The sequence below is a fragment of the Aliicoccus persicus genome, from assembly GCF_900110815.1.
GTDB lineage: Bacteria > Bacillota > Bacilli > Staphylococcales > Salinicoccaceae > Aliicoccus > Aliicoccus persicus.
The window spans coordinates 1-21,682 of the sequence record NZ_FOIT01000002.1 but is presented as its reverse complement, the minus strand read 5'-3'; the positions used below and the strand labels follow the sequence as shown (position 1 = coordinate 21,682).

Below are 21,682 nucleotides of genomic sequence, written 5' to 3'. Positions count from 1 at the left end.
CCTCGTCAATTTAAATCTTTCCATAGTCTTTTAGTACAGCTCGAATTTTATCTTGTATTTCTTTTTTTGGTACATCCATTGGCATGCGTAAAACGGGTTCAATCATACCCATCATGCCTAATGCTGCTTTAACAGGTGCAGGGTTCGTGTCGGCCAATAGTATGTCGTTCAAGTTAATCAACTGAAAGTGTAGGTCACGTGCACGTTCGATGTCGCCCGCAAAATATGCATCGTGCATCTCTGCGACGAGCTTCGGCTCAACGTTTGCTGTTGCACTAATTGAACCTGCGCCACCGATTGACAGCATCGGATAGCATAACAACTCGATACCTGAGAATAATAGAAAGTCACGACCACAATATTTCAACACTCGATTCACGTGTTCGAAGTCTTTGTTACTCTCTTTCACCCCGATAATGTTATTACAATCTTTTGCCAAGCGAGCCATCGTGGACACTTCCATGTTCACGGCAGTACGTCCTGGAATATTATAGATGATGATTGGAATATCGACCGCATCTGCAACTAGTTTAAAGTGTTTGTACAATGCGTCTTGGTTCGGTTTGTTGTAGTAAGGGACGATGACCATTGCAGCATCTGCACCCATCTCTTTTGCTTTTTTTGTTAAATATAGAGTTTCTTCGTGATTGACTGAACCTGTACCTGGTGCAAAGGATACGCGACCATCGATAACTTGCATCGCATTTTCCATCACTTGAACGCGCTCTTCAACGGTTAGTGAACTCGGTTCTCCGCTTGTTCCTGTCACAGAGATTCCATGAGATCCATTTTCTATTTGAAAGTTGATTAAGTCTCGCTGTTTTTCAAAATCAATGTCACCATTTGCTTTGAACGGTGTGATAACTGGGCAAATTGATCCGCGCAGTTTATCTTTAATTTCACTATAGTCTGTACTCACATGCATTCACTCCAATTAAATGATTGTATTTGGCTTTATTTTTGCTAGTTTCGGTTCGCTTACGGGCACGACATTTCCATTTAAATCGAGTAGGGTAGATGCTTCATTGAACCAACTATCCGGTGCTTCATGGCCCCAGAAAGTTTGTCGGGCAGGGTCATCAAGATCCCATTCGATCGGTTGGTTATCAAAGTCACCTGTGTAATAGTCACCGTTGTAAAGCTCTATTCTATGCCCATCTGGGTCACGTAAATATAAGAAAAATGCGTTGGACAACCCGTGGCGTCCTGGTCCGCGTTCAATCGAATCTCGATATCCTGCTGCTGCTAAGTAATCACAGCAATCAATGAGACTCATCGGATCCTTCAGCCAAAATCCAATATGGTGAAGTCTCGGACCGACGGCATTCATAAACGCAACGTCATGCACGCCTGGCTTGCGATGTAGCCAAGCCGCCCAAATATGTTCAGATCCTTTGATCGAAGTGAATTCAGAACATTTAAAGCCAAGTTCATGAATATAGTAATCATACGCTTTGTCTACATCCGGTACTGCACAGTTAAAATGGTCGATGCGCTGAACTTTTGCGCCTTTGTGCAGATGGAACTTTTGCATCATGCGTTCGACATGTTCCATCTCAAAATAAAATTCTATCGTCATGCCAGAAACTTCTTCTACACGTAGTGTCCGGCCAATACCGACTTGTGTGCCTTTTTCCATCCATTTGACATTTCGGTCATGGTCAACAAATAACGTGTGTAATTCATCGAGACATTCTTCTGATCCGACTTTGTAACTAATCGTTTCCACTGCAGGTATATCGCCTAACTTTAAATGCAAGCAGTGGTGAGCAAAGTCTTCAATCGCACGGAAATATATATTCTCATCATCACTTGCGGTCTCAATGAATCCGAGCGCATCGTAAAACGCACGTGAAGCTTCAAGGTCAGTCACATGTAATACAGCACGACCGGTACGCATTACATTAAAATCCATAGTATCCCTCCTATTTACCAAACTGAGGGATGTGGTGATCCCCAATCGCCACGTGGATAATTTTTATTTCGGTATAGAAATCAAAGGCATAGTAGCCGCCTTCACGTCCGATACCGCTATTTTTTGCACCACCGAATGGTGTGCGCAAGTCACGGACATTCTGAGAATTTACCCAAAGCATCCCAGCATCAATTGCTTGTGCGACACGATGTCCACGCGCCAAGTTGTTGGTCCACACATATCCCGCTAAACCATATTCAACGTCATTTGCCTGACGCACAACATCTTCCTCATCGGTAAATGACAAGATGGCCATGACAGGACCGAAAATTTCTTCTTGAACGACGCGCATATGACTCTCTGCACCGATGAGTAACGTCGGCGGTACGAAGTTACCGCGTGACATCGATTCCGGTACATCACCTTGAATGACGTCACAGCCTTCTTCTTTCGCAAGTTCAATATAACTTTTCACATTTTCGAAGTGCTCAGTTTTGATGAGTGGACCGACTTCAGTTGCGTCATCTAATGGATCTCCGACTTTAATATTACCGACACGTTCTTTTACGGCAGCCATAAAGTCATCATATATATTTTCATGAACAAACAGTCTTGAGTTCGCTGTGCAGCGCTCGCCATTAAACGAGAAGATTCCCCATACGACTGCATCGAGCGCACGGTCAAAGTCTGCATCGTCAAACACGATAATCGGACTCTTACCACCGAGCTCCATTGAGAATCGCTTCAATGTATCCGCACCATGCTTCATGATTAATGATCCCGTCTTTGTCTCACCAGTAAATGAGATGAGCTTAACACCCTTGTGTTTAACGAGTGCATCGCCTGCAACTTCGCCGATGCCGTGCACCACATTAAATACACCTTTTGGTAATCCTGCACGGTCGATCACTTCCGCAATGCGGTTTGCTGATAGTGGTGACCATTCTGCCGGCTTCAATACAACTGTATTTCCTGTCGCAAGCGCCGGTGCAATCTTCCATGTTTCAAGCATGAACGGTGCATTCCATGGTGTGATAAGTCCCGCAACACCAACAGGTGTTCTCGTCGTGTAGTTTACAAATTCATCATCTACAGGATAAACTTCACCGAACATCAGATTTTTCACTTGATCGGCATAGAATCGGAAATTAAGTGCAGCACGTGAGACCATCTTCCGTGTCTGTCGGATTGGCAACCCAGTATCCAAGGACTCGAGCGAGGCAATTTCTTCAACTTCTGCTTCAATCAAGTCACCAATTTTATATATATAAGAGAGTCGCTCTTCAAGTTTCATCTGACCCCATTCACCTTTAAAAGCTGCTTCTGCAGCTTGCACAGCACGGTCAATATCATCGCTTTGACCAGCAGAGACATCATTCATACTTTCATTCGTAAACGGACTGATGTTTTCAAATGTTTCTCCACTTTTTGAGGCAACAAATTCACCATCGATGTAGTGCAAAACGGTTGATAAGTCTTTTATCAGTGTGTTGTGTTGTTCTGACACATGGTTCACTCCTTTAATCGTTTGGTACTTCGTACTGGCCGTATTGACCGCTGTAAAATGTTAATGGTCGCCCTTCGTTCATGACGATGTCTTTGACTGCGCCGACAAATAATGTGTGATCGCCAAGCTCAATTTCTCGTTCGACATCGCAGACGACATTCGTCAGTGCGTTATTAATAATTGGCACACCGCTGAGCTCACCAAACTCTATCGGTTCTTCCTTTAACAATTGTTTGGCGAAGTGCATGGAAACATCTTGCTGATGATTACATAAAATGTTGACTGCAAATTTTCCAGCGTTACGCACGCGACCGAGCATATTCGCTTTGTTATCGATCGACACTGTAATCAACTTTGGATCAAGTGACACGGACATAAATGCGTTTGCTGTCATACCGTGTGTTCCGGCATCGTCTTCAGCTGTAATGATTGTCACACCCGTGACGAAGCGTCCCATCGCATTTCTAAATTCTCTTGGATCCATATAGATCACTCCTCAATTAAAAATTCGGTCGTTTAACATTTTGTGATGCCAGGAAGTCGTCGACCGATTTCATTAACGGCTCTTTATCGTATTGATTGAAGTAAGCCATGCCCATCTTCACAGGGTCACCAAAGAAATAGTATTCGTAATGCGTTTGGCGTGAACCAAATGCACTCATCGTCATATCCCAAGCGAGGCGGAACAACTGTACGCGTTCGAACCCTTCAACATTTTTACCTTGCAGTGCGCGGTTTAGCTGAGCACCAATTTCAGGGTTGTTAAAGTCTTCATACGTCGGAATACCCATGAGCCCAGATGCACCTAAAATTCTCAATATTTCAGCCATGCGCGGATAGACGCGTGGAAAATAGTTACGCGCCGCATTTAGCGCTTCAAAGTCCGGCGTCATCATGCCCCATTTGTCGAGCTTGGCATTGTGCTCAGCTTTGTAGAGATGTGACTTCATCGCCTCAAGCGTCAACATGATTTCTGTGCCCTTATCTTGTACGTGCTGGAACCCATCGATGCCAATTGAATCCATCAACTTCAACGTCACGCCAAGTAAAAACTCCGTCTTAGCGATATCTTTCGCGACAACTTGATGTGTCATGTGCGTCACGGCATTCGTTTCTGCAAATGCTTTGTTACACAAATCAGAATCTTCCAAGATAAAGATCCTATCCCACGGTACGAGGACGTGATCGAATGATACGATCGCATCACCTTCCTCAAACTTAGAACCGACGGGATGGTTAAAGTTTGCTTCTCCCTCACCATAAACAAACGATTCACGAGAGAAGAACTTTAAACCATCCGTGTTATTCGGGATTGCAAAAGCAAGTGAATATGGATCATCTTTCGCACCAGATTTCACAACGGTCGAAGGGAAGACGAATATCTCATCTGTGATTGCAGCTTGGGTTGCAAGTAGTCGAATCCCACTGACAACAACACCCTCATCGTTTTTCTCAACGACATGAAGTGCCATGTTCGCATCTTCTTGTTCTGCTTGAATCTTCGCACGGTTCACCTGTGGGTGAATGAGCGTGTGCGTTAGTGTAATATCATTTTCGCGTGCGTATTCTGCATATCGTAACGCGTTTTCTGCAAACTGTTTGTTCTCTCCTTGGCCGTAAAATTCAAATGCTTTTGTCATTGTCATCACTTCTGCATTTAAGTAATCCGGCGCACGACCCATCAGACCTTTCGTATAGTTCTGCCATTCCATAATGGCTTCCCTGCGTTCAATCAGCTGCTCAATCGTTTCTGGCACCATGAACGTCTTGCTTACTTTGTCACCAGTCGTTGGTGATGTATACAACATCTTTTCAGGGTTGTCGTGTTGCATGTCATACAGCTTTGCCATTGATTCGATAACACCTTTAAACTTCGGATGCGTCGTCACGTCTTCCACACGTTCACCATGTAGATACACATTGTTGTTTGCTGCCTTTAGTCTCTCAATATATTGCTTACCGGTTTTTGCTGGCATATTGCCCCTCCTCTTTATAGAAAACGCTTTCAAAATATGTCACCCACAGTGTACCATTTGATAATGCATATTAAAAATATATATAATATATCAAAAGTATATATTGAGGATATGATAATAATATGGATATGAGACAGCTGAAATATTTTAATACGATCGCAGAAGAAGGACAGATTACGCGAGCTGCAAAGAAGCTACATATCGCACAGCCACCACTAAGTCAAAGTTTAAAAGGGCTTGAAGCGGAACTTGGTGTAAAACTATTTGAACGAAACGGTAGACAGATGGAATTGACACAAGCCGGGCATGTGCTCCATGAAAAAGCAGCACTTTTATTTGATATGTTTGATGATGTGATGAACGAAGTGTCAGCTACTGCATCAGGCGTCTCAGGGCAACTTGCCATCGGCTCGGTGAAGTCATCATTTAAACATGTGGCAGATAAAATCGCACACTTTCAAGAGTATTTCCCACGTGTTACATTCGACATAAGGGATGGGGATTCGTATCGATTATCCGAGTTATTAAAATCGAGAGAGATTGACATTGCTATCGTGCGCTTACCGATTCAACTCGATGATTTTGATATCGTTCATCTACCGGATGAACGTTACGTCGTTGTCGCACATGAGTCATACAAAGACCTTCTTCCACAAAACCAAGTGACACCTCAGGATTTAGAATCATTACCGCTACTTTTACTTAAACGAGTGAGTGGTTCAGGCCAATATGAAACAATCATTGAAGGATTTAAACGTGCAAAAGTAGAACCAGACGTACGCGTTGTCTGTCCCGATGTTGAAATGTTGTTGACGTTAGTTGCGAAAGGTGTCGGGATTTCTATCGTCCCTGAAACTGCACTTGCATCAAGAACGTATAACAATATATTTACCGTTCCAATCGATGATACGGCACTCGTTTCAAAGTCAGCAATCATCTGGTTAAAGTCACGGACACTACCTCAAAGTGCTGCGCATTTTGTCACGTTATTTCAGAAATAAATTGACACAGTTTTCAATTGACCAATATAATGAATGTGGCTTTCGATATGATTTTTGTGTAACACGGTATCGTTTTACACATTTTTTTCAAACATGTTGAAAGCGTTTGCAAAACAATGAGGAGGCGTACCAATGAAGCCAGGATTGAAAGTTGGCATGTCAGCATCACTGGAGATTACAGTAACTGAAGACATGTTCGCGGTATTCGATGAAGAAGTTGTTCATCCAGCATATTCAACAGCATCAATGGTCAAACATATGGAGCAAGTATCACGACAATTGATTTTACCGTTTTTAGAATCACATGAAGAATCAGCAAGAGCAAAAGTCACAATGACACATATCGCACCGACACCAGTTGGGTCGGCTGTGAAAAATGTGGCGATGCTGACAGATTTTAATGAGAAGACGGTCACGACAGAAGTTGTCGTAAAAAATGAAATCGGTGTGATCGGTAAAGGAACGGTGACGATTGCGTTGTTACCGAATGGTTATATGGAAAAACAATTAAAAAATATACAAGACAAAATTGCAACGGAGGGATTATGACGTGACACAGAATATTGATGGAATACAGACGATTGACTACTTCGAAAAGATAAAAGATCACGAGCAGGTTGTTTTATGCAATGATCCGCATAGTGGCTTAAAGGCAATCATTGCAATACATGATACGACACTCGGTCCAGCACTTGGAGGCACGCGCATGTTTCCATATGCAAGCTTTGAAGATGCACTGGATGATGTCCTTCGATTATCCGAGGGGATGACAAATAAGTGTGCTGCAGCTGGACTTGATTTTGGTGGTGGTAAAGCCGTCATCATTGGAGATCCTAAAACTGATAGTACACCGGCGTTGTTCCGTGCATTTGGTCAATATGTAGATTCATTAAACGGCCGTTTTTATACCGGTACAGATATGGGGACGATGCCTGAGGATTTCGTGGAAGCAGCGAAGGAGACACAGTTCATTAATGGCATACCAGAAGCATATGGAGGAAGTGGAGATTCTTCAATTCCGACAGCACATGGCGTACTTTATGCACTTGAAGCAACAAGTAATTATGTATTCAATCATCAAGATTTAGGGTTAAATTCATATGCAATTCAAGGCTTGGGTAAAGTGGGTTATAAAATTGCACAAAGATTGCTTGAACTCGGTGCCACAGTATATGCAACAGACATCAATGAATCAGCGATTGAACAGTTAACGAAAGAAGCTAAAGATCTTACTGGCCAATTAACGATCGTTGGGTTAGATGACATCTATGATGTCAAAGCCGATATTTTCGTCCCATGTGCAATGGGTAGCATCATCAATGATGAAACATTGGAAAAACTACAAGTCAAAGCAATCGTCGGTTCTGCAAATAATCAGTTGAAAACAAAAGAGATAGCGGAGAAATTAAAGCAGGCAGGCATCGTTTATGCACCGGACTTTATCGTCAACTCTGGTGGATTAATTCAAGTCGCGGATGAATTATATGGGCCGAACCATGAGCGTGTACTAAAAGAAACGAAAGCAATATTCAATTCACTCGAATCAATTTTTGCAGAGGCCGATGCAAACAATATAACGACGTTAGAAGCAGCGAGTATCCGAGTTCAAGCTGTATTAGATGATCAGCGCAACCGTAATAATTTCTTTGCACGACACCGCAGACCGAAGTGGCAAGTGAAAGAATAGAAAGGGTGATTTTGTGACACAGTCAATTGCAGAACAGTTTCCGCTCATTCAAGTCATTGACCAGGATGGCAAGTTACTGGATGATTCATATAAAGAAGAGATCACACGTGAACTCTGTGAGAAGTTCCTCAAACAACTTAAATTAATGCGTGCATTAGACGAGAAGATGGTCAACATGCAACGTCAAGGACGAATCGGAACATATCCTCTGTTTGGGGGACAAGAAGCTGCACAAGTCGGGAGTGCGTATGCACTCGAAGAGAATGATTGGATGTTTCCCACATATCGTGATCATGCTGCCGCAATAACTTTCACAAACAGTTTCAATCTAATTGCAAACTGGAATGGCAGAGTAGAAGGTAATATCGACGACAGCGGCAAGAAAGTACTCCCACCATCTGTACCAATCGCAACACAGTTACCGATCAGTGCAGGCATCGCAATGGCAAGTGCATATAAAGGCGAACAAGAAGTAACTATCTGTTACTTCGGTGATGGTGCGACAAGTGAAGGCGACTTCCATGAAGGCATGAACTTTGCCTCCGTGTTTAACGCGCCAGTCGTATTTTTCAATCAAAATAACCAATACGCAATCTCCGTACCGATTTGGAAACAGATGAAGTCGGAGACAATCGCTCAAAAAGCAATTGCATATGGTATGGAAGGGAAGCGCATCGACGGCAACGATATCTTTGCGGTTTACTTTGAGACAAAGAAAGCAGTCGATAAAGCACGAAAGGGTGACGGACCAACGCTTATTGAAGCGGTAACATGGCGCTACGGTGCACATACAACGGCGGATGACCCGACAAAGTATCGTGAGGATGATAATGAAAAACATCGACTCAATGATCCCATCAATCGATTAGAGAAATTCATGAATGATGCTGGGTTTTTATCGGATGGATGGATAGAAACAATAGAATCAGAAAATGAATCGATAATCGAAGCAGCTGTGAAAGAATTTGAATCAATGGAAAAACCTAATATCGATGACATCTATGATCATATGTTTGAAGTCAATCCGTGGACGATCGAAGAACAAAAAGCAGCGTTCAAGGCATTTTTTGCAAGGAGGGCAAACGGATGAGTGAAGAGAGAATTTTAACGCCTGTCCAAGCGGTGAAAGATGCCCTTGATGTCATGATGAAATCAGATGAAAATGTCGTTGTGCTCGGAGAAGACGTCGGAGTGAACGGTGGTGTATTCCGTGCAACGGACGGACTCATAGACACATATGGAGAGAAACGTGTGATGGATACGCCACTTTCAGAAGCGGGCATTGTTGGTGCCGCAATCGGGATGGCAATGAATGGCATGAAACCCGTCGCAGAAATCCAGTTTTTTGGATTTATTTACCCTGCATTCGAACAAATTATGACCCAGGCAACGCGCATGCGTTACCGGACGATGAGTAAATTTACCGTACCGATGGTCATCAGAGCACCGTATGGCGCGGGTGTTCATGCTCCAGAAATCCACTCGGATAGTATGGAAGCACTGTTTACCCATATGCCGGGTATTAAAGTCGTCTGCCCATCAACCGCATATGATACGAAAGGGCTGTTGATCTCAGCAATAGAAGATCCAGACCCGGTACTGTTTTTAGAATCATTAAAACTGTATCGAGGCACGAAAGATCATGTGCCAGAAGAAAAGTATACAGTAGAGATTGGTAAAGGATATCTCGCTGAAGAAGGTGAAGATGTCACGTTAATCGCATGGGGTGCCATGATGAAAGTGGCACTAAAAGCAGCTGAGCAAGCACGTGAAAAAGGCATTACTTGTGATGTGATAGACTTGCGCACATTGTACCCAATCGATAAAGACATCATCGCAGCATCCGTACAGAAAACGAACCGATGTGTCATCGTGCATGAAGCACAGCAGACAGGCGGTTTATCAAATGATATTATCCGCATCATCAATGACACATCGTTTTTGTACTTAAAATCACCCGTGTCTACAGTGACAGCACCAGATGTTCATGTGCCATTTTGGGCATTGGAAAAAGCGTACTTACCAACACCAGAGCGCGTGATGGATAAAATCCAATACGTGATGGATTTCTAAAGGAGGGTCACCATGGTAGAAGTAAAATTGCATGACATCGGAGAAGGCATGACCGAGGGCACCATTGTCTCTTATTTCGCTCGTGAGGGTGACGAAGTCAAACGTGACCAACCGATTATAGAACTCCAGACAGAAAAGATGGTCACAGAACTCTCAGCACCGGTCGCTGGTAAAATATCAAAGATTCACATTGAAGAAGGGCAAACAATTCCAGTTGGTACGACGATTCTTGAAATAGAAGCGGCTGACAATGTAAACAACGAACCTGAAAATAAAAATATTGAAGAAGTAGATAATAAACAATCAACAACCACTGGACCCAAGCGTATTAAAGCAGCGCCGTTCACACGAAAAGTAGCACGAGAACTCGGTGTGGATATCGACGCGATTACAGGCACAGGGAAAGATGGCAGAATTACGGTCAAAGATGTGGAGTCATTCAGTAATGGTGGAACACAAATAGAAGAAAAGCAAACCTCTTCAACACAAGAAGATGTTGAATTCATCCCATTCAAAGGCAGACGTAAACAGATCGCAGCACATATGACGAAGTCACTGTTTACGATCCCACACGTTGCGCATATGGAAGAGATTGATATGACAAAACTGCTTGCTTATAGAGAAGATATAAAAGAGACGTACAATATATCAGTCGCTGCTTTCTTCATTAAAGCACTCGCAATGAGTTTAAAGAAGTTTCCAATATTTAATGCGGAACTCGATGAGGACAATAGTCAGATTAAACTGAAGCCAAATGTGAATATGGGTGTAGCAGTCGATACGAAAGAAGGATTGATTGTACCGGTGATTAATCGTGTGGAAGATAAGTCGCTGGGGACGATTCATTCAGAGTTAAAAACATTGAATGAAAAGGCAAGAGAAAATACCTTACAACCACAAGATGTGCGTGGTAGTACATTTACGATTAGTAACGTCGGTCCGATGGGAAGTATCGGTGCGACACCGATTATTAACTATCCAGAAGTGGCACTCATGTGTTTCCATAAGACGAAGAAGATGCCAGTCGTGAATGAAGCAGATGAGATCGTCATCCGTTCGATGATGAATGTGACATTAACCTTTGACCACCGTGTGATGGATGGCGGCGATGCCATCCAGTTCACGAATTACTTCAAATCGTTGATCGAAAATCCAAATATCATGCTCGTTGAGTTAAGTGGTGAGTAGTAAAATTCAAGTAAATCTTTAGTCTCTTATATATGATATGCTCCCTTTTAGGAGCATATCATTTTTCAGCGTTTCTTCCTTTTAAACAATCCAAATGCGCCAAGCGCAGCTGCTAAGGCGACCCCTAATGCAATCCAAGAACCTACATCCATTCTCACACCTCCATCGATGAAATCAATTATGGAAAATTATCATAATTAGAACCTTTTACAATAGCTGTAATAATTATATAATTAAACTTGATATTATTCATTAAAAAGGGGTGGGAGGATGACAGTTACACCATCGATACTCTTGTTACTTGCACTTAGTGCGTCAAACACGGTTGATGAACATGATTCAGATGTAGTAACAGTTCAGCCAGGAAAGACGTTCGAATATGAGATGAACGAGACATTTACTCATGATGGATTCGAAATTTCGATTACAGATGCTTATTATACAGAAGTTGAACAGGTAATGGATGAAGAAATCATCGATATATTCGGAGAGCCCGAAAACTTATTAGCGATAGAATTTGAGTTTAAGAATGTAGGGGCAGATAACCAGACACAGAATTTTTCCGTGAGCTTTTATGGTGATAATTTTATAATCACAGATTACAACCCTTCAATGTATCTTCCTGAAGTTGAACCAGGAGAATCTGAGCAATTTCACCGATTTTATGATATTCTTGAAGGTGTCGAATCTTTAGAAGTTGACATTGCTTCGTTTAACGACGATGGTACTGTTGATACGGCAATTGTAAAAATCATTGTTGAGGAATAGATGTGTTGTAAATATAAGTAATCCATAGGGAGATGAAATTATGGGAGTCATACCAGCTGTACTTCTGTTACTCGCACTTAGCGTTTTTAGCACGCCAGATGAACCGAACAATGATTCAACATTAGACCAGACAAATGAAATATTAGAATATGAGATGAATGAAACATTTACTTTCGATGCATTTGAATATACCTTTAAGGATGCTTATTATATCGAGGCAGATGAGATTGTAAATACATACACGCCTGTATTTTTTGAAGAACCCGATAATGTATTTGTTATTGAATTCGAATATACGAATGTAAGCGTGTATCCATCATCACCGAGACAATCCATACGTTCTTATGATGTCAACTCAAGTGTAGAAGAGTATGAACTTGCGCATCATTTGCCTATGGTTAACCCCGGTAGAAGTGGATATGGCCAACTCGTATATACTGTTCCAGATGATGTCGATTTTCTAGAAATTGAAATAGGAACGGATCTATATGTTAGATCCAACAATGCTATTGTTCATATAGTTGTCGAAGAATAGATTTTCATTGTAGCCTGCTACTTCAGACAGAAAAAAGGCGTTGAAGTAGCAGTTTTAAAGTTTACCTGCTACTTCAAGCTCGAAAAAGGCTGTGAAGTAGCAGCTTTTTCTCAAACCTGCTACTTTAGGTTCAAATAATATCGCGAAGTAGCAACTTCCTGCTAATTATTTCTCTAACCCAAACTCGGACTCTGATCTTTCCAGTTTTTCTTCTTCATCCATTGTTGCAATCTAGGTAAAGCCAACTGATAAAGGCTCGCTGAAATAAATATGCTTGCCAGCCCAAAGAATAGTCCACCAATGACATCAGTCGGATAATGCACACCTAGATACACTCTAGATGCCAAGACAAATAGGACAATCAATGCAACAAGTATCCCAACGATTATTTTGTATGATGCTTTTTTCATAGTCAGTATTAAGCCGAGTGCCAAGAATCCATAAAATAACACCGATGCAATGCTGTGACCACTTGGATAACTTAGGGAAGTCTCCATTGTAATAACTAACTCATCTGGTCGTTCTCTCCCAATGATGACTTTCATCGTGTCCATGAGGAACCAAGCACAAATCAGAACAGTAAAACCGAACCATAGGCTTGCGATATACATTCTTTTCACGAACAGTATGACGACAGTAGCAACGGTCAGTATAGTAACTGCCATAAAGTCAGCGATATCTGTTGCAACTGCTACAAAACTGGATCCTGATTCTGTGACTTGTCCTTGTATGAGAGTGGTTAAAGTATTGTCGAATCGATTGACCCAGAGACTATCTGTGATAACTGCGATTGTAACGAATACAAATAATAATAAAAATATAATTCCTGTAATGCCTAATTTTTTAACCATGTGTTTGTTTCCTTCTGACTGATTTTATGTTCACACCATCACCATAATGCTTTTTTACAATCTTCCTAGCATCGATTTGAGAACGAGCGCTCAACTCTTTCGTGATATGCGCATCATCTTGTTCTATTGTAACGATAAAACACTCTGTCCCACATCGCATGATGAATTGCCCCTTTGATAGATAGTGATATTCAAGTCTAGTATACATGAATCACTTTATTGAATGGCTAGCTTACAGTGAAATAAAACAAAAATCCTGAGAATCGAATCATTCAATTCTCAGGATTTCTGGCAATGAGTCTTATTAAAGTAATCTTGTTCTCTTATTACCTCGCGTTAAATATAGATTTATTGAGTGGTGCATTTCGCATCAGAGGATACGTCACAAAGAGGCTAACAAGACCGAGTAATCCAACTAATGTTATATACATGAACGGTTCTAAACTATTATTCCAAATCCATTCAAAACTGCTCAAGTCGATTACGCCACCATAATAGAGAAACATCCCACTAAGAATTAACATGGTAACTATGACGAGACTCCATTTCATACCTAAGCGATAGGAAATGCAATAAATCAGAAATGAAATCCCAAATAAGAACAAGGCAATCATCAAATCGATCCATAGATAAGAGAAAAAATTGTAATCCTCTACAGTAAACGTTGCTGGATGCATAATGTTAAAACGGTTGTTAACAGTCGTTGCGATTAAAATATATTGGAGTATATTTAAGAGCAAGATGCTCATAAATACTGCTACAAGTCCCATTCCATAAAAGACTTTGAGCAGTTGGATTCTCGTTCCTCCAAATGCAACAGCGACTGAAATAAGAGACCGGAACCCCATTACAGCAAACATAGAAATGAAAAGATACGCAGGTACAGAAATAGCTACAGTGGCATCATCGGGAATTCCAAAAATAAGTTCGATTAGAATCCAACCGATCATCAAAGGGATCGTTATATAAAGAAACAGGAACTTCCCTAAAAACCAAAGTGCATCTTCGTATACTAACCGGATTGTACCTTTCATAGAATTCATATGGACATCTCCTCCTCTTCTTCTGTCATATTCAATAGATAATCCTGGAGTTCCGCCTTTTCAATTGATAGACCATTTGAATGAGCGAATTCTTTCCATTCTTTTGAGTAATGCGCATCTAACATGACCTTCATTGTTGAACCCATTGTTTCATGCTCCAATATCTTCTCTGCGGAGATTTTTTCTTCCAGTTTATCTTTGTTTCCGGATAACCAGATGCCTTTCTCCCGTGTTTCATCCATCAGTTCATGGAACACTATGTTTCCATCTTTTATCACGATGATTTTTTCAAAAATGCTTTGAATTTCTCCGATATGATGACTGGTGAGTAATATTAATCGTGGGTTTTCTTCATGGCTTTCCCGCAACACTTTATACATTTTCTTTCTCATTCCTGCATCCAATCCATTAACCGGTTCATCTAAGATGGTGATCTCTGCGTTACTGCAAATACCAATGATAAATTGAAGTGCAGATTTCATCCCTGTTGAAAGTTTCGTTATTTTTTTCTTTCTATCTAGACGAAAAGTTTTTAAAAGTCGCTCCGACATTTCTTGATCCCAATTTGGATTAAAGTATTTTCCAAATCGCAAGGCATCATGTACATTCCAGATTGAACTGAATGGATGTTCCTCCTGCATATAACAAACATTCTGAACAGCTTCGGCATTGTTATATGGACGTTTCCCCTGTATTTCAATCTTTCCGTGTTCCGGTTCTTCGTATCCAGCGAGCAGTTTCATCAATGTCGTTTTACCGCTACCATTCCTTCCCCAAAGCCCTGTGATTACAGGTTCTAACTCTGTGAAGGAAAGTTCGTCTAGTACAGTTTCTTTATCGTAACTAAAAGTGATGTTATCAACATGTATCATTTTTTCTCCTCCTCTTTAATCATCTCGACTACTGTATCAATGCTCATTTCCAAACGTTTTGCTTCTTCCAGTAAAGGCATGATGTACTCATTCCGATATTGTTTTTGCCTTTCCTTTACCAATTTTTCTCTTGCGCCTTCTCTTACGAACATTCCAATTCCTCTCTGTTTGTAGATGATTCCCTCATCAACCAAGGATTCAAGTCCTTTACGTACCGTGGCACGATTTATATTGTAAAACCGTGATAATTCATTTTCGGATGGTGCTTTTTCTCCTTCTTTCAAATGACCTTCTACGATGTCGTTACTAATTATCTGTGCAATTTGTTGAAATATCGGTTGTGATTCGTCTAATATTGGACGCACGAATACAGCGTCCCCCTTTCTTAAACCTGGATCATGATTAATCACATGTTAGGTTGGTTACTTGTGTGTACAACCATACAATATATGATTAATCTTGTAAAGCCATTTTAATTATTGACATAAAAAACAAGCACTGGTAAATGTTATCCATCTGCCAGTGCTTGTTTAAAAATTTTGGGGTTTATCTTATTTATTTATTTCATACGTGTGAAGAAGTGTCGTTTCACGATTTTCTAAATCTTCACCAACAACTTGGTATAACTTATATGTTACAGCGTCAGCAGTAACATCGATTACACCGTAGTGCTGCATGTTTGATTCACGCGCATTCGAGTGACCGTCTGAATAGAATGATGAGCGGAATGGTTGCTCTTCAGTTGATAGCAACTCTCTGTAGCTCGTAACGTCATCTTCTGTAAATTCATAGTCAAACAACTCTTCGTACGTTTCATTGATATCTTCTTCTTCAAGAATCCATTCGAAGTCTTGGTTTTTGTAGATTGCATCATATGTTTTTGTACCCGCTGTATTCGGGATAAAGAACACTGTACCTTCTGGGCTTGCAAATGTTGTAGTCTCTCCGTCTGTTTCACCTTGTGTTCCAACTTCAGCATTACCAAAAGCGTCTGGATTATGAACTAAAGCGTTCGTTACAGTTAAGTTATGATCGTGACCATTGAAGACCATATCTACATCATATTCATCAAGTAATGCCATTAAGTCATCACGAACTAATTGTACATTTTCATCTTCTAATGAGTGGTAAGAAGAAGAGAATAATGGTCTATGGTAAGTGACGAATACCCAGTCGATTTCTCCATTTTCACGTGCTTCTTGTGCTGCTTGAAGCTGCGCTTCAAACCATTCTAATTGATTCTCTAAAATAGCTGGTGCAAATTCTTCATCTGATTCATTATCTTGCTCTGTGTTCAACACGATGAATTGTGCACCGTTATATCTTGATGTATATGCAACACCTGAAGTCATGCCTTCAACATCATTGTCAGTATTGATATGGTCAATGAAGTTTTCATTGTCATGGTTACCTGTTACAAATAAATGTGGCATTGCATTGTTAAGTGGAAGTAATGCATCTAAAGTTAAATCCCACTCTGTGTCGTTCCAGTCATCATTGACAATATCTCCAGAAAGCAATGCGAATTTCGCTTCTTGTGCGTCTTCATTATCTAACATCGATTGAACCGTAGATCTTGAGTATTCTGCTTCAGAACGTTGATGTTCAGATGAGAATGCATTTTGTGTATCTGTGTAATGAATGAATGTGAAATCTTCACTGTCTTCAGCAGCTGTAGTAAATGTTGCTTCTTCTGAAAGTTCACCATCAACATTACCAACAGCGTAATGATACACAGTATTTGGTGTTAAGTCTTCAGCCGTTGCTTTATAAGCTGTTTCTGTAAAAGCAGGGTAAGGGAGTGCAAGTGAATAGTTATCGTAACCTTTATCTAACCATAAAAGGTTGTCTTCAGTGAAGACTTCATCTGTGTAGTATCCTAAAACATCATCAGGGTTATCAACAGCAATGAATGGCTCATCGTCATCTGTCATTGCTTCGTCTTCTTCTTCATCCCACATGATTGCATAGACAAAGTTTCCACTGTCAATCGTTTGGATATGGAAGGCATCCTCAATTTCTAAAATTTCAGGTGTAAATTCTACTGCTTCTTCAATAGATGAACCATCTTCCCAAACATATAGAACTGCATCTTCATCGGCTTCTGTCGTATGCCATTGGAAATGCATAGACGTAGAAGGATCAGCCGTTAAATTGGTTGTAATTCTGTTCGGCGTATTATTGAACCAAGCGTCTTCAACAGCTGGATTTTCTTGAGTAACTTCAGCAGTTTCTCCACCGATTGTTACAGCAATGATATTATGGTCTTCATCAAATTCAAAACCGTCATTCTCTGTGATTGCCTCTTCAGAATAAGCAGGATTGTTTGCACGCTCGTAATTTGCGTTTAGTGTTTCTTCAGTCACTTCACCTTGAGCTAAAGCACTTGTTGAAACACCTGCAAGAACAACTGAACCGAGTACTGATGCTAATGCCAATTTCTTTAAAGATTTCATGGTATGCTCCCTTTAGAATATTTTTTGTACATATATATTCTAGTTATCACATGTAAATATTGAGTTAAGGTCTTCTAAACGATTTGTAAATGTATGATTTAAAAGAATAGTATTACATCTTATATGAAAAACCCTACACATTTACATAGATTGTAGTAATTATACAATTAAAATGGGTATAATTTTTCTAAAGGGGATGAAATTATGGGAGTCACACCTACGATATTTATATTGCTTATGTACACTGTGTCAAAAATCATTGTTGATCCGGTCATTATTTCAACCGATTCTGATACAACATCAGACTCAACATTTCAGTTACAAGAACGCGAAATGAACGAGACTGTGACTTATGATGGATTTGAATTTATCTTTACGAATGCTTACTATGTTGATGTGAATGAAGAATTAGAAGAATACACCATTGACTTATATGGAGAACCTGAGAACTTATTGTATATAGATTTTGAATATACGAATCAAATGACTTACCCAGAAAATCCTAGTTATTATATACACTTTTATGCTGATAATTTTCAAATTGAAGAGTATCGAAACATGCATACGATTCCTACAGCTGACCCTGGACAAAGCAGACAAGGACAACTTGTATACGAAGTGCCAGACGGTGTTGAAACATTAGAAGTTGAAGTGGGAGACCCCAACTACGGTGGTATAGATCGATCAATTGTAAGAATCGTTGTTGATGAATAGAGTTTTAGATTACTGATTAAACTATAATTAAGGGGATGAAGCTATGGGATTTACAACAGCATTTCTCATGTTACTTGCAGCCAGTACACCAAACATGTTTGATGATGTGGTCGTTATTGAAGACGAATGTGTGGATTTTGAATGTGAAGAAATTGATTCTGATCCTGATTTAACAAATGATGAGACACTGAATCCAGCAGAATATGAGTTGAATGAAACGTTTACTTTTGATGTCTTCGAATATACGTTTACAGATGCTTATTTTACAGAAGTTGAGGAAGTATTAGACGAACACAGCATTGAGTATTACGGTGAAGCTGATAACATCTTAGTGATTGATTTTGAATATACAAACGTATCGACGATTCCTGAATCACCAAGATATTACTTAAGCTTCTATGGTGATAATTACATTATCGAAGAATATGCACATTTGAACTCGATACCAGAAGTTAACCCAGGCAGAAACGGACGAGGGCAACTTATATATAATGTGCCAGATGATGTTGAGTTGTTAGAAATAGAAATTAATACGTATGACTACAGTAATCATGACAGAGCGATTGTAAATATCGATGTCAGCGAATAGATTAATATAAATTACAAAACACCGAGAGTTCTTCTCGGTGTTTTTAATGTTCTATTCAAATTTAAAAAACGTATGCTGCATTGTGTAATTGTCGCCAAAGCGAATCATAAAAGGTTCATCTGCAGGTACGAGTTTTGCAAACGTACCATTTAACACGCCACCAACATACATTTCATTTTGTTCGAATGCACCATCAAAATATGTGTAGTAGTCATTCGCATTTATACTGACTCCTGTAATGTCAAATGTCGTGAATTCATAGTTTGAGGGGTGGATGCTATTTGGATCATCGGATTCTGCCCATTCAAATGTAAAATTGAATACCGCCCATTCTAAATCATCAACACCAGTCGAGTAATCATAAAAGTTTCGAGCATTTAAATAATCTAATGCTTCATCGCCGCGTAAAACTTCTGTAAATTCCAAGTGTGCCGTACCCTCATAAGTCATCGGATCATAATAAGGCGGGTAGATTGATCTCATGTCTGAATCCATGCTAAACATTTCTGCAAGGTCAGCCATAAATTGATCATCCAAGGCTAGTTCTGATTCTTCCATAGCCATTTCGCTGCCGTCTTGACTCATTGAAAATCTAGAAAATGGATCATGGTAGTAGTTCGTACGCATTTCAATTTCACCGAGTTCACCGATTAAATAAGGGTTTTGGATGGTACCTTTATTTTCCTCAGGTTCGTCTGTTTCCTCTTCTTCAACAGCTTCTTCCTCTACCTCTTCCTCAACATCAACGTCTTCGTCAGTATCATCTTGTGCCACCACGGATTGATTAGTTGCAACGAGTAACCCAAACGATAAAACACTTGCTAGTAAATATCGTTTCATGGCATTCTCTCCTATTATATTAGTAAGCTGATTTTACCACGATTGCCAGAAATACGGTAGCGTTTTCATCTTGGTTATTACAGGTCCTTTGAGAATTCAAGTTCTTCAAGATATTTATTTTCCATCACACCTGACCAATCCATTACAGTACCGAGAAAATCAACGATATCAAGACCAGGCATTTCATATGCATCTTCACCATTAACTGTGCCACATAAATCTTCAATAACAGTTACTTCGTATCCACGGTCTGCTGCAGATATGGAAGTAAATAGAATACAAAATTCCATATTAAATCCAGTGATATATAACTCTTTAATGTTGTGCGATTTAAGTACATCGTCTAAATTAGTTTCTTTAAAAGAAATCGGATAGCGTTTTTCGATGACTTCATCGACGTTTTCGAGTATTTTATCTGGTATGTTTGCACCGTCTGATTCAAAATAAATAGGATCATTTTCGTTCTCTTCAATGTGCTTCATCGCAATGACTAAGTCATTATTGTCCTTAAATAATTTTGCGAGTTTTACAGTATCTTCAACTAATTTGTCTTGCCCATTTAGAAATCCATTTTGAACATCAATGATGAGTAGAGATTTCATAAGTGAACCACTCCTTCTATATAATATGATTTAATTGTAACACTCCAATTCTATTATTTTGTGATGAATATGTGTGTGCGTTGAATGATTGTTTGTATTCATTTACACTAAATTAAAGGAGTGAACGATCTTGGCTAATAATGAAGGCAATAGAGAACTTGCGATTGGCATAGCACTAGGTCCTGCATTCGGTGGAGTGATCGGATTAATTTTGGGATTCTTCGTAATGGACAACACTGCACTTGGCATTGGGATAGGTATGGCAATCGGTATTGCGATCGGACTTGGGTTAGGATCAGTACTCAATAGTTTGGCGAGTAAGGATAAAAAGCAGTGACGTGGAGGTAAGTGCTTGTTTAAGAATTTTGATTATTTGACGTTGATGGCAGGCGTAGTGCTAGGGGCAGTAGTCGGCGTATTTGTTGGCGTACTGCTGTGGAATAATATTCCTTATGGTGTGTTCACAGGACTTGGTATGGGTCTGTTGATTGGATTTATTATGGCTATGATGAATGGTAGAGAAAAGAATAAAAATCAGTGAATATGAAAAGGTGCACCCACAAAGTGATATGCTCCCCCTTAAGTAGACAATTGAAAAAGTGAAAACTGGAATTGTCAAGAAAAACTAGACACAAAGTTAAGAGAATTTTGTTAGCTAATCCTTATCATTTAGAGACTCAAACTCTTTAGGGGACAGGAACCCAAGAGCAGAGTGAAGTCTTTTAGTATTGTAGTATGTTTCGATGTATTTAAATATTTCTAATTGAGCTTGTTCTATTGATGAGAAGTTGGCATCATGAACAAGCTCTCTTTTTATAGTTTTATAAAAGGATTCCATCCATGCATTATCATAAGGATTACCTTTACGACTCATACTAGCTTTAAAATTATATTGGCGTAGTAAAGTTTGAAATCGACTACCTGTGTATTGTGATCCCTGATCCGTATGAATAATTAAGCCTGGGGCTGGTTGTTCCTTGCCAACAGCCTGATTTAAAGCATCAATAACGAGCTGATCTTTCATACGTGTATCCATAGACCAACCCACAATTTTACGAGTAAATA

The 21,682-nt window shown here is 40.0% G+C and carries 27 protein-coding genes; 12 read left to right on the top strand and 15 right to left on the bottom strand.

All coding sequences use genetic code 11. The features are described from left to right. Positions 1 to 10 precede the first annotated feature (10 nt). The 5 genes from hpaI to hpaB are packed head-to-tail and all read right to left on the bottom strand — an operon-like array spanning position 11 to position 5,398. On the bottom strand, positions 11 to 919 hold the full coding sequence (hpaI, locus tag BMW30_RS03755; RefSeq protein ID WP_377910473.1) for a 2,4-dihydroxyhept-2-ene-1,7-dioic acid aldolase: 909 nt from the start codon (positions 917 to 919) through the stop codon (positions 11 to 13). A gap of 15 nt (positions 920 to 934) precedes the next feature. Continuing rightward, positions 935 to 1,915 (bottom strand): 3,4-dihydroxyphenylacetate 2,3-dioxygenase, encoded by a 981-nt coding sequence (gene hpaD, locus BMW30_RS03750; RefSeq protein WP_091474077.1) that lies wholly within the window; start codon positions 1,913 to 1,915, stop codon positions 935 to 937. 10 nt (positions 1,916 to 1,925) lie between these two features. After that, positions 1,926 to 3,422, bottom strand: coding sequence for a 5-carboxymethyl-2-hydroxymuconate semialdehyde dehydrogenase (gene hpaE / locus BMW30_RS03745; RefSeq protein ID WP_091474076.1), 1,497 nt, complete (start codon positions 3,420 to 3,422; stop codon positions 1,926 to 1,928). Between the two features lie 13 nt (positions 3,423 to 3,435). Then, entirely contained in the window at positions 3,436 to 3,906 is a 471-nt protein-coding gene (locus BMW30_RS03740; protein ID WP_091474074.1) for a flavin reductase family protein, read from the bottom strand. Positions 3,907 to 3,922: 16 nt separating this feature from the next. Next, positions 3,923 to 5,398: a 4-hydroxyphenylacetate 3-monooxygenase, oxygenase component gene (gene hpaB, locus BMW30_RS03735; RefSeq protein WP_091474071.1), complete on the bottom strand. Its 1,476-nt coding sequence runs from the start codon at positions 5,396 to 5,398 to the stop codon at positions 3,923 to 3,925. A gap of 128 nt (positions 5,399 to 5,526) precedes the next feature. On the opposite strand from hpaB, the gene BMW30_RS03730 reads away from it, so the two are divergent. From BMW30_RS03730 to BMW30_RS03705, 6 genes are all read left to right on the top strand, one after another. Continuing rightward, on the top strand, positions 5,527 to 6,399 hold the full coding sequence (locus BMW30_RS03730; RefSeq protein ID WP_245705624.1) for a LysR family transcriptional regulator: 873 nt from the start codon (positions 5,527 to 5,529) through the stop codon (positions 6,397 to 6,399). Positions 6,400 to 6,531: 132 nt separating this feature from the next. Then, positions 6,532 to 6,948, top strand: coding sequence for a thioesterase family protein (locus BMW30_RS03725; protein ID WP_091474067.1), 417 nt, complete (start codon positions 6,532 to 6,534; stop codon positions 6,946 to 6,948). A 1-nt stretch (position 6,949) separates the two neighbouring features. Beyond that, a complete protein-coding gene (locus tag BMW30_RS03720; protein WP_245705623.1) occupies positions 6,950 to 8,086 on the top strand; it encodes a Glu/Leu/Phe/Val family dehydrogenase in 1,137 nt (378 codons plus the stop codon). Between the two features lie 25 nt (positions 8,087 to 8,111). Beyond that, entirely contained in the window at positions 8,112 to 9,176 is a 1,065-nt protein-coding gene (gene pdhA, locus BMW30_RS03715; RefSeq protein ID WP_091474607.1) for a pyruvate dehydrogenase (acetyl-transferring) E1 component subunit alpha, read from the top strand. Continuing rightward, the gene (locus BMW30_RS03710; protein ID WP_091474065.1) at positions 9,173 to 10,159 is read left to right on the top strand and encodes an alpha-ketoacid dehydrogenase subunit beta; all 987 of its coding nucleotides are present in this window, start codon (positions 9,173 to 9,175) and stop codon (positions 10,157 to 10,159) included. The genes pdhA and BMW30_RS03710 overlap by 4 nt, the downstream gene beginning before the upstream one ends. Positions 10,160 to 10,171: 12 nt before the next feature. Continuing rightward, the gene (locus BMW30_RS03705) at positions 10,172 to 11,347 is read left to right on the top strand and encodes a dihydrolipoamide acetyltransferase family protein (protein WP_091474063.1); all 1,176 of its coding nucleotides are present in this window, start codon (positions 10,172 to 10,174) and stop codon (positions 11,345 to 11,347) included. A 65-nt stretch (positions 11,348 to 11,412) separates the two neighbouring features. Here BMW30_RS03705 and BMW30_RS10360 read toward each other — a convergent pair whose 3' ends face one another. Continuing rightward, the gene (locus BMW30_RS10360) at positions 11,413 to 11,505 is read right to left on the bottom strand and encodes an LPXTG cell wall anchor domain-containing protein (protein ID WP_143248980.1); all 93 of its coding nucleotides are present in this window, start codon (positions 11,503 to 11,505) and stop codon (positions 11,413 to 11,415) included. A gap of 112 nt (positions 11,506 to 11,617) precedes the next feature. On the opposite strand from BMW30_RS10360, the gene BMW30_RS03700 reads away from it, so the two are divergent. Next, a complete protein-coding gene (locus BMW30_RS03700; RefSeq protein ID WP_091474061.1) occupies positions 11,618 to 12,115 on the top strand; it encodes a hypothetical protein in 498 nt (165 codons plus the stop codon). A gap of 40 nt (positions 12,116 to 12,155) precedes the next feature. Continuing rightward, complete coding sequence (locus BMW30_RS03695) at positions 12,156 to 12,650, top strand: hypothetical protein (protein WP_091474059.1); 495 nt, start codon at positions 12,156 to 12,158, stop codon at positions 12,648 to 12,650. Positions 12,651 to 12,823: 173 nt separating this feature from the next. Here BMW30_RS03695 and BMW30_RS03690 read toward each other — a convergent pair whose 3' ends face one another. The 6 genes from BMW30_RS03690 to BMW30_RS03670 form a co-directional block, all read right to left on the bottom strand. Continuing rightward, positions 12,824 to 13,501, bottom strand: a complete 678-nt coding sequence (locus BMW30_RS03690; protein WP_091474057.1) for a phosphatase PAP2 family protein — start codon at positions 13,499 to 13,501, stop codon at positions 12,824 to 12,826. Further along, a complete protein-coding gene (locus tag BMW30_RS10530) occupies positions 13,494 to 13,661 on the bottom strand; it encodes a hypothetical protein (protein ID WP_180366200.1) in 168 nt (55 codons plus the stop codon). The genes BMW30_RS03690 and BMW30_RS10530 overlap by 8 nt, the downstream gene beginning before the upstream one ends. A 166-nt stretch (positions 13,662 to 13,827) precedes the next feature. Next, entirely contained in the window at positions 13,828 to 14,544 is a 717-nt protein-coding gene (locus BMW30_RS03685) for a hypothetical protein (protein ID WP_091474055.1), read from the bottom strand. Further along, positions 14,541 to 15,416, bottom strand: a complete 876-nt coding sequence (locus tag BMW30_RS03680) for an ATP-binding cassette domain-containing protein (protein ID WP_091474053.1) — start codon at positions 15,414 to 15,416, stop codon at positions 14,541 to 14,543. Before BMW30_RS03680 ends, BMW30_RS03685 begins: the two co-directional genes overlap by 4 nt. Continuing rightward, on the bottom strand, positions 15,413 to 15,781 hold the full coding sequence (locus BMW30_RS03675; protein ID WP_091474051.1) for a GntR family transcriptional regulator: 369 nt from the start codon (positions 15,779 to 15,781) through the stop codon (positions 15,413 to 15,415). Before BMW30_RS03675 ends, BMW30_RS03680 begins: the two co-directional genes overlap by 4 nt. A 186-nt stretch (positions 15,782 to 15,967) precedes the next feature. After that, positions 15,968 to 17,872, bottom strand: coding sequence for a purple acid phosphatase family protein (locus BMW30_RS03670; protein ID WP_091474049.1), 1,905 nt, complete (start codon positions 17,870 to 17,872; stop codon positions 15,968 to 15,970). Positions 17,873 to 18,076: 204 nt separating this feature from the next. Between BMW30_RS03670 and BMW30_RS03665 the strand changes: the two genes are divergently transcribed. Together BMW30_RS03665 and BMW30_RS03660 are read left to right on the top strand one after the other, a co-directional pair. Then, complete coding sequence (locus BMW30_RS03665) at positions 18,077 to 18,586, top strand: hypothetical protein (RefSeq protein ID WP_091474047.1); 510 nt, start codon at positions 18,077 to 18,079, stop codon at positions 18,584 to 18,586. A 43-nt stretch (positions 18,587 to 18,629) separates the two neighbouring features. After that, a complete protein-coding gene (locus BMW30_RS03660; RefSeq protein ID WP_091474045.1) occupies positions 18,630 to 19,175 on the top strand; it encodes a hypothetical protein in 546 nt (181 codons plus the stop codon). A gap of 51 nt (positions 19,176 to 19,226) precedes the next feature. On the opposite strand, the gene BMW30_RS03655 is transcribed toward BMW30_RS03660, so the two are convergent. Together BMW30_RS03655 and BMW30_RS03650 are read right to left on the bottom strand one after the other, a co-directional pair. Then, positions 19,227 to 20,015, bottom strand: a complete 789-nt coding sequence (locus BMW30_RS03655) for a hypothetical protein (RefSeq protein ID WP_091474043.1) — start codon at positions 20,013 to 20,015, stop codon at positions 19,227 to 19,229. Between the two features lie 77 nt (positions 20,016 to 20,092). Next, entirely contained in the window at positions 20,093 to 20,617 is a 525-nt protein-coding gene (locus BMW30_RS03650; RefSeq protein ID WP_091474041.1) for a cysteine hydrolase family protein, read from the bottom strand. A 130-nt stretch (positions 20,618 to 20,747) separates the two neighbouring features. On the opposite strand from BMW30_RS03650, the gene BMW30_RS03645 reads away from it, so the two are divergent. Continuing rightward, positions 20,748 to 20,954, top strand: a complete 207-nt coding sequence (locus tag BMW30_RS03645) for a glycine zipper domain-containing protein (RefSeq protein ID WP_143248979.1) — start codon at positions 20,748 to 20,750, stop codon at positions 20,952 to 20,954. A 15-nt stretch (positions 20,955 to 20,969) separates the two neighbouring features. After that, entirely contained in the window at positions 20,970 to 21,158 is a 189-nt protein-coding gene (locus tag BMW30_RS03640; protein WP_091474037.1) for a hypothetical protein, read from the top strand. A 114-nt stretch (positions 21,159 to 21,272) separates the two neighbouring features. On the opposite strand, the gene BMW30_RS03635 is transcribed toward BMW30_RS03640, so the two are convergent. After that, on the bottom strand, positions 21,273 to 21,682 hold a 410-nt coding region (locus tag BMW30_RS03635), incomplete at its 5' end, for an IS3 family transposase (protein WP_143248978.1).

What these genes read in the sequence shown, in the direction of transcription:
- hpaB (WP_091474071.1), bottom strand. Translation starts at nt 5,398, where the DNA reads ATGCCAGCAAAAACCGGTAAGCAATATATTGAGAGACTAAAGGCAGCA.
- BMW30_RS03655 (WP_091474043.1), bottom strand. Translation starts at nt 20,015, where the DNA reads ATGAAACGATATTTACTAGCAAGTGTTTTATCGTTTGGGTTACTCGTT.
- BMW30_RS03695 (WP_091474059.1), top strand. Translation starts at nt 12,156, where the DNA reads ATGGGAGTCATACCAGCTGTACTTCTGTTACTCGCACTTAGCGTTTTT.
- BMW30_RS03705 (WP_091474063.1), top strand. Translation starts at nt 10,172, where the DNA reads ATGGTAGAAGTAAAATTGCATGACATCGGAGAAGGCATGACCGAGGGC.
- BMW30_RS10530 (WP_180366200.1), bottom strand. Translation starts at nt 13,661, where the DNA reads ATGCGATGTGGGACAGAGTGTTTTATCGTTACAATAGAACAAGATGAT.
- BMW30_RS03670 (WP_091474049.1), bottom strand. Translation starts at nt 17,872, where the DNA reads ATGAAATCTTTAAAGAAATTGGCATTAGCATCAGTACTCGGTTCAGTT.
- BMW30_RS03650 (WP_091474041.1), bottom strand. Translation starts at nt 20,617, where the DNA reads ATGAAATCTCTACTCATCATTGATGTTCAAAATGGATTTCTAAATGGG.
- BMW30_RS03680 (WP_091474053.1), bottom strand. Translation starts at nt 15,416, where the DNA reads ATGATACATGTTGATAACATCACTTTTAGTTACGATAAAGAAACTGTA.
- BMW30_RS03730 (WP_245705624.1), top strand. Translation starts at nt 5,527, where the DNA reads ATGAGACAGCTGAAATATTTTAATACGATCGCAGAAGAAGGACAGATT.
- BMW30_RS03700 (WP_091474061.1), top strand. Translation starts at nt 11,618, where the DNA reads ATGACAGTTACACCATCGATACTCTTGTTACTTGCACTTAGTGCGTCA.
- BMW30_RS03690 (WP_091474057.1), bottom strand. Translation starts at nt 13,501, where the DNA reads ATGGTTAAAAAATTAGGCATTACAGGAATTATATTTTTATTATTATTT.
- BMW30_RS03660 (WP_091474045.1), top strand. Translation starts at nt 18,630, where the DNA reads ATGGGATTTACAACAGCATTTCTCATGTTACTTGCAGCCAGTACACCA.
- BMW30_RS03725 (WP_091474067.1), top strand. Translation starts at nt 6,532, where the DNA reads ATGAAGCCAGGATTGAAAGTTGGCATGTCAGCATCACTGGAGATTACA.
- BMW30_RS03665 (WP_091474047.1), top strand. Translation starts at nt 18,077, where the DNA reads ATGGGAGTCACACCTACGATATTTATATTGCTTATGTACACTGTGTCA.
- BMW30_RS03740 (WP_091474074.1), bottom strand. Translation starts at nt 3,906, where the DNA reads ATGGATCCAAGAGAATTTAGAAATGCGATGGGACGCTTCGTCACGGGT.
- hpaD (WP_091474077.1), bottom strand. Translation starts at nt 1,915, where the DNA reads ATGGATTTTAATGTAATGCGTACCGGTCGTGCTGTATTACATGTGACT.
- BMW30_RS03710 (WP_091474065.1), top strand. Translation starts at nt 9,173, where the DNA reads ATGAGTGAAGAGAGAATTTTAACGCCTGTCCAAGCGGTGAAAGATGCC.
- BMW30_RS03685 (WP_091474055.1), bottom strand. Translation starts at nt 14,544, where the DNA reads ATGAATTCTATGAAAGGTACAATCCGGTTAGTATACGAAGATGCACTT.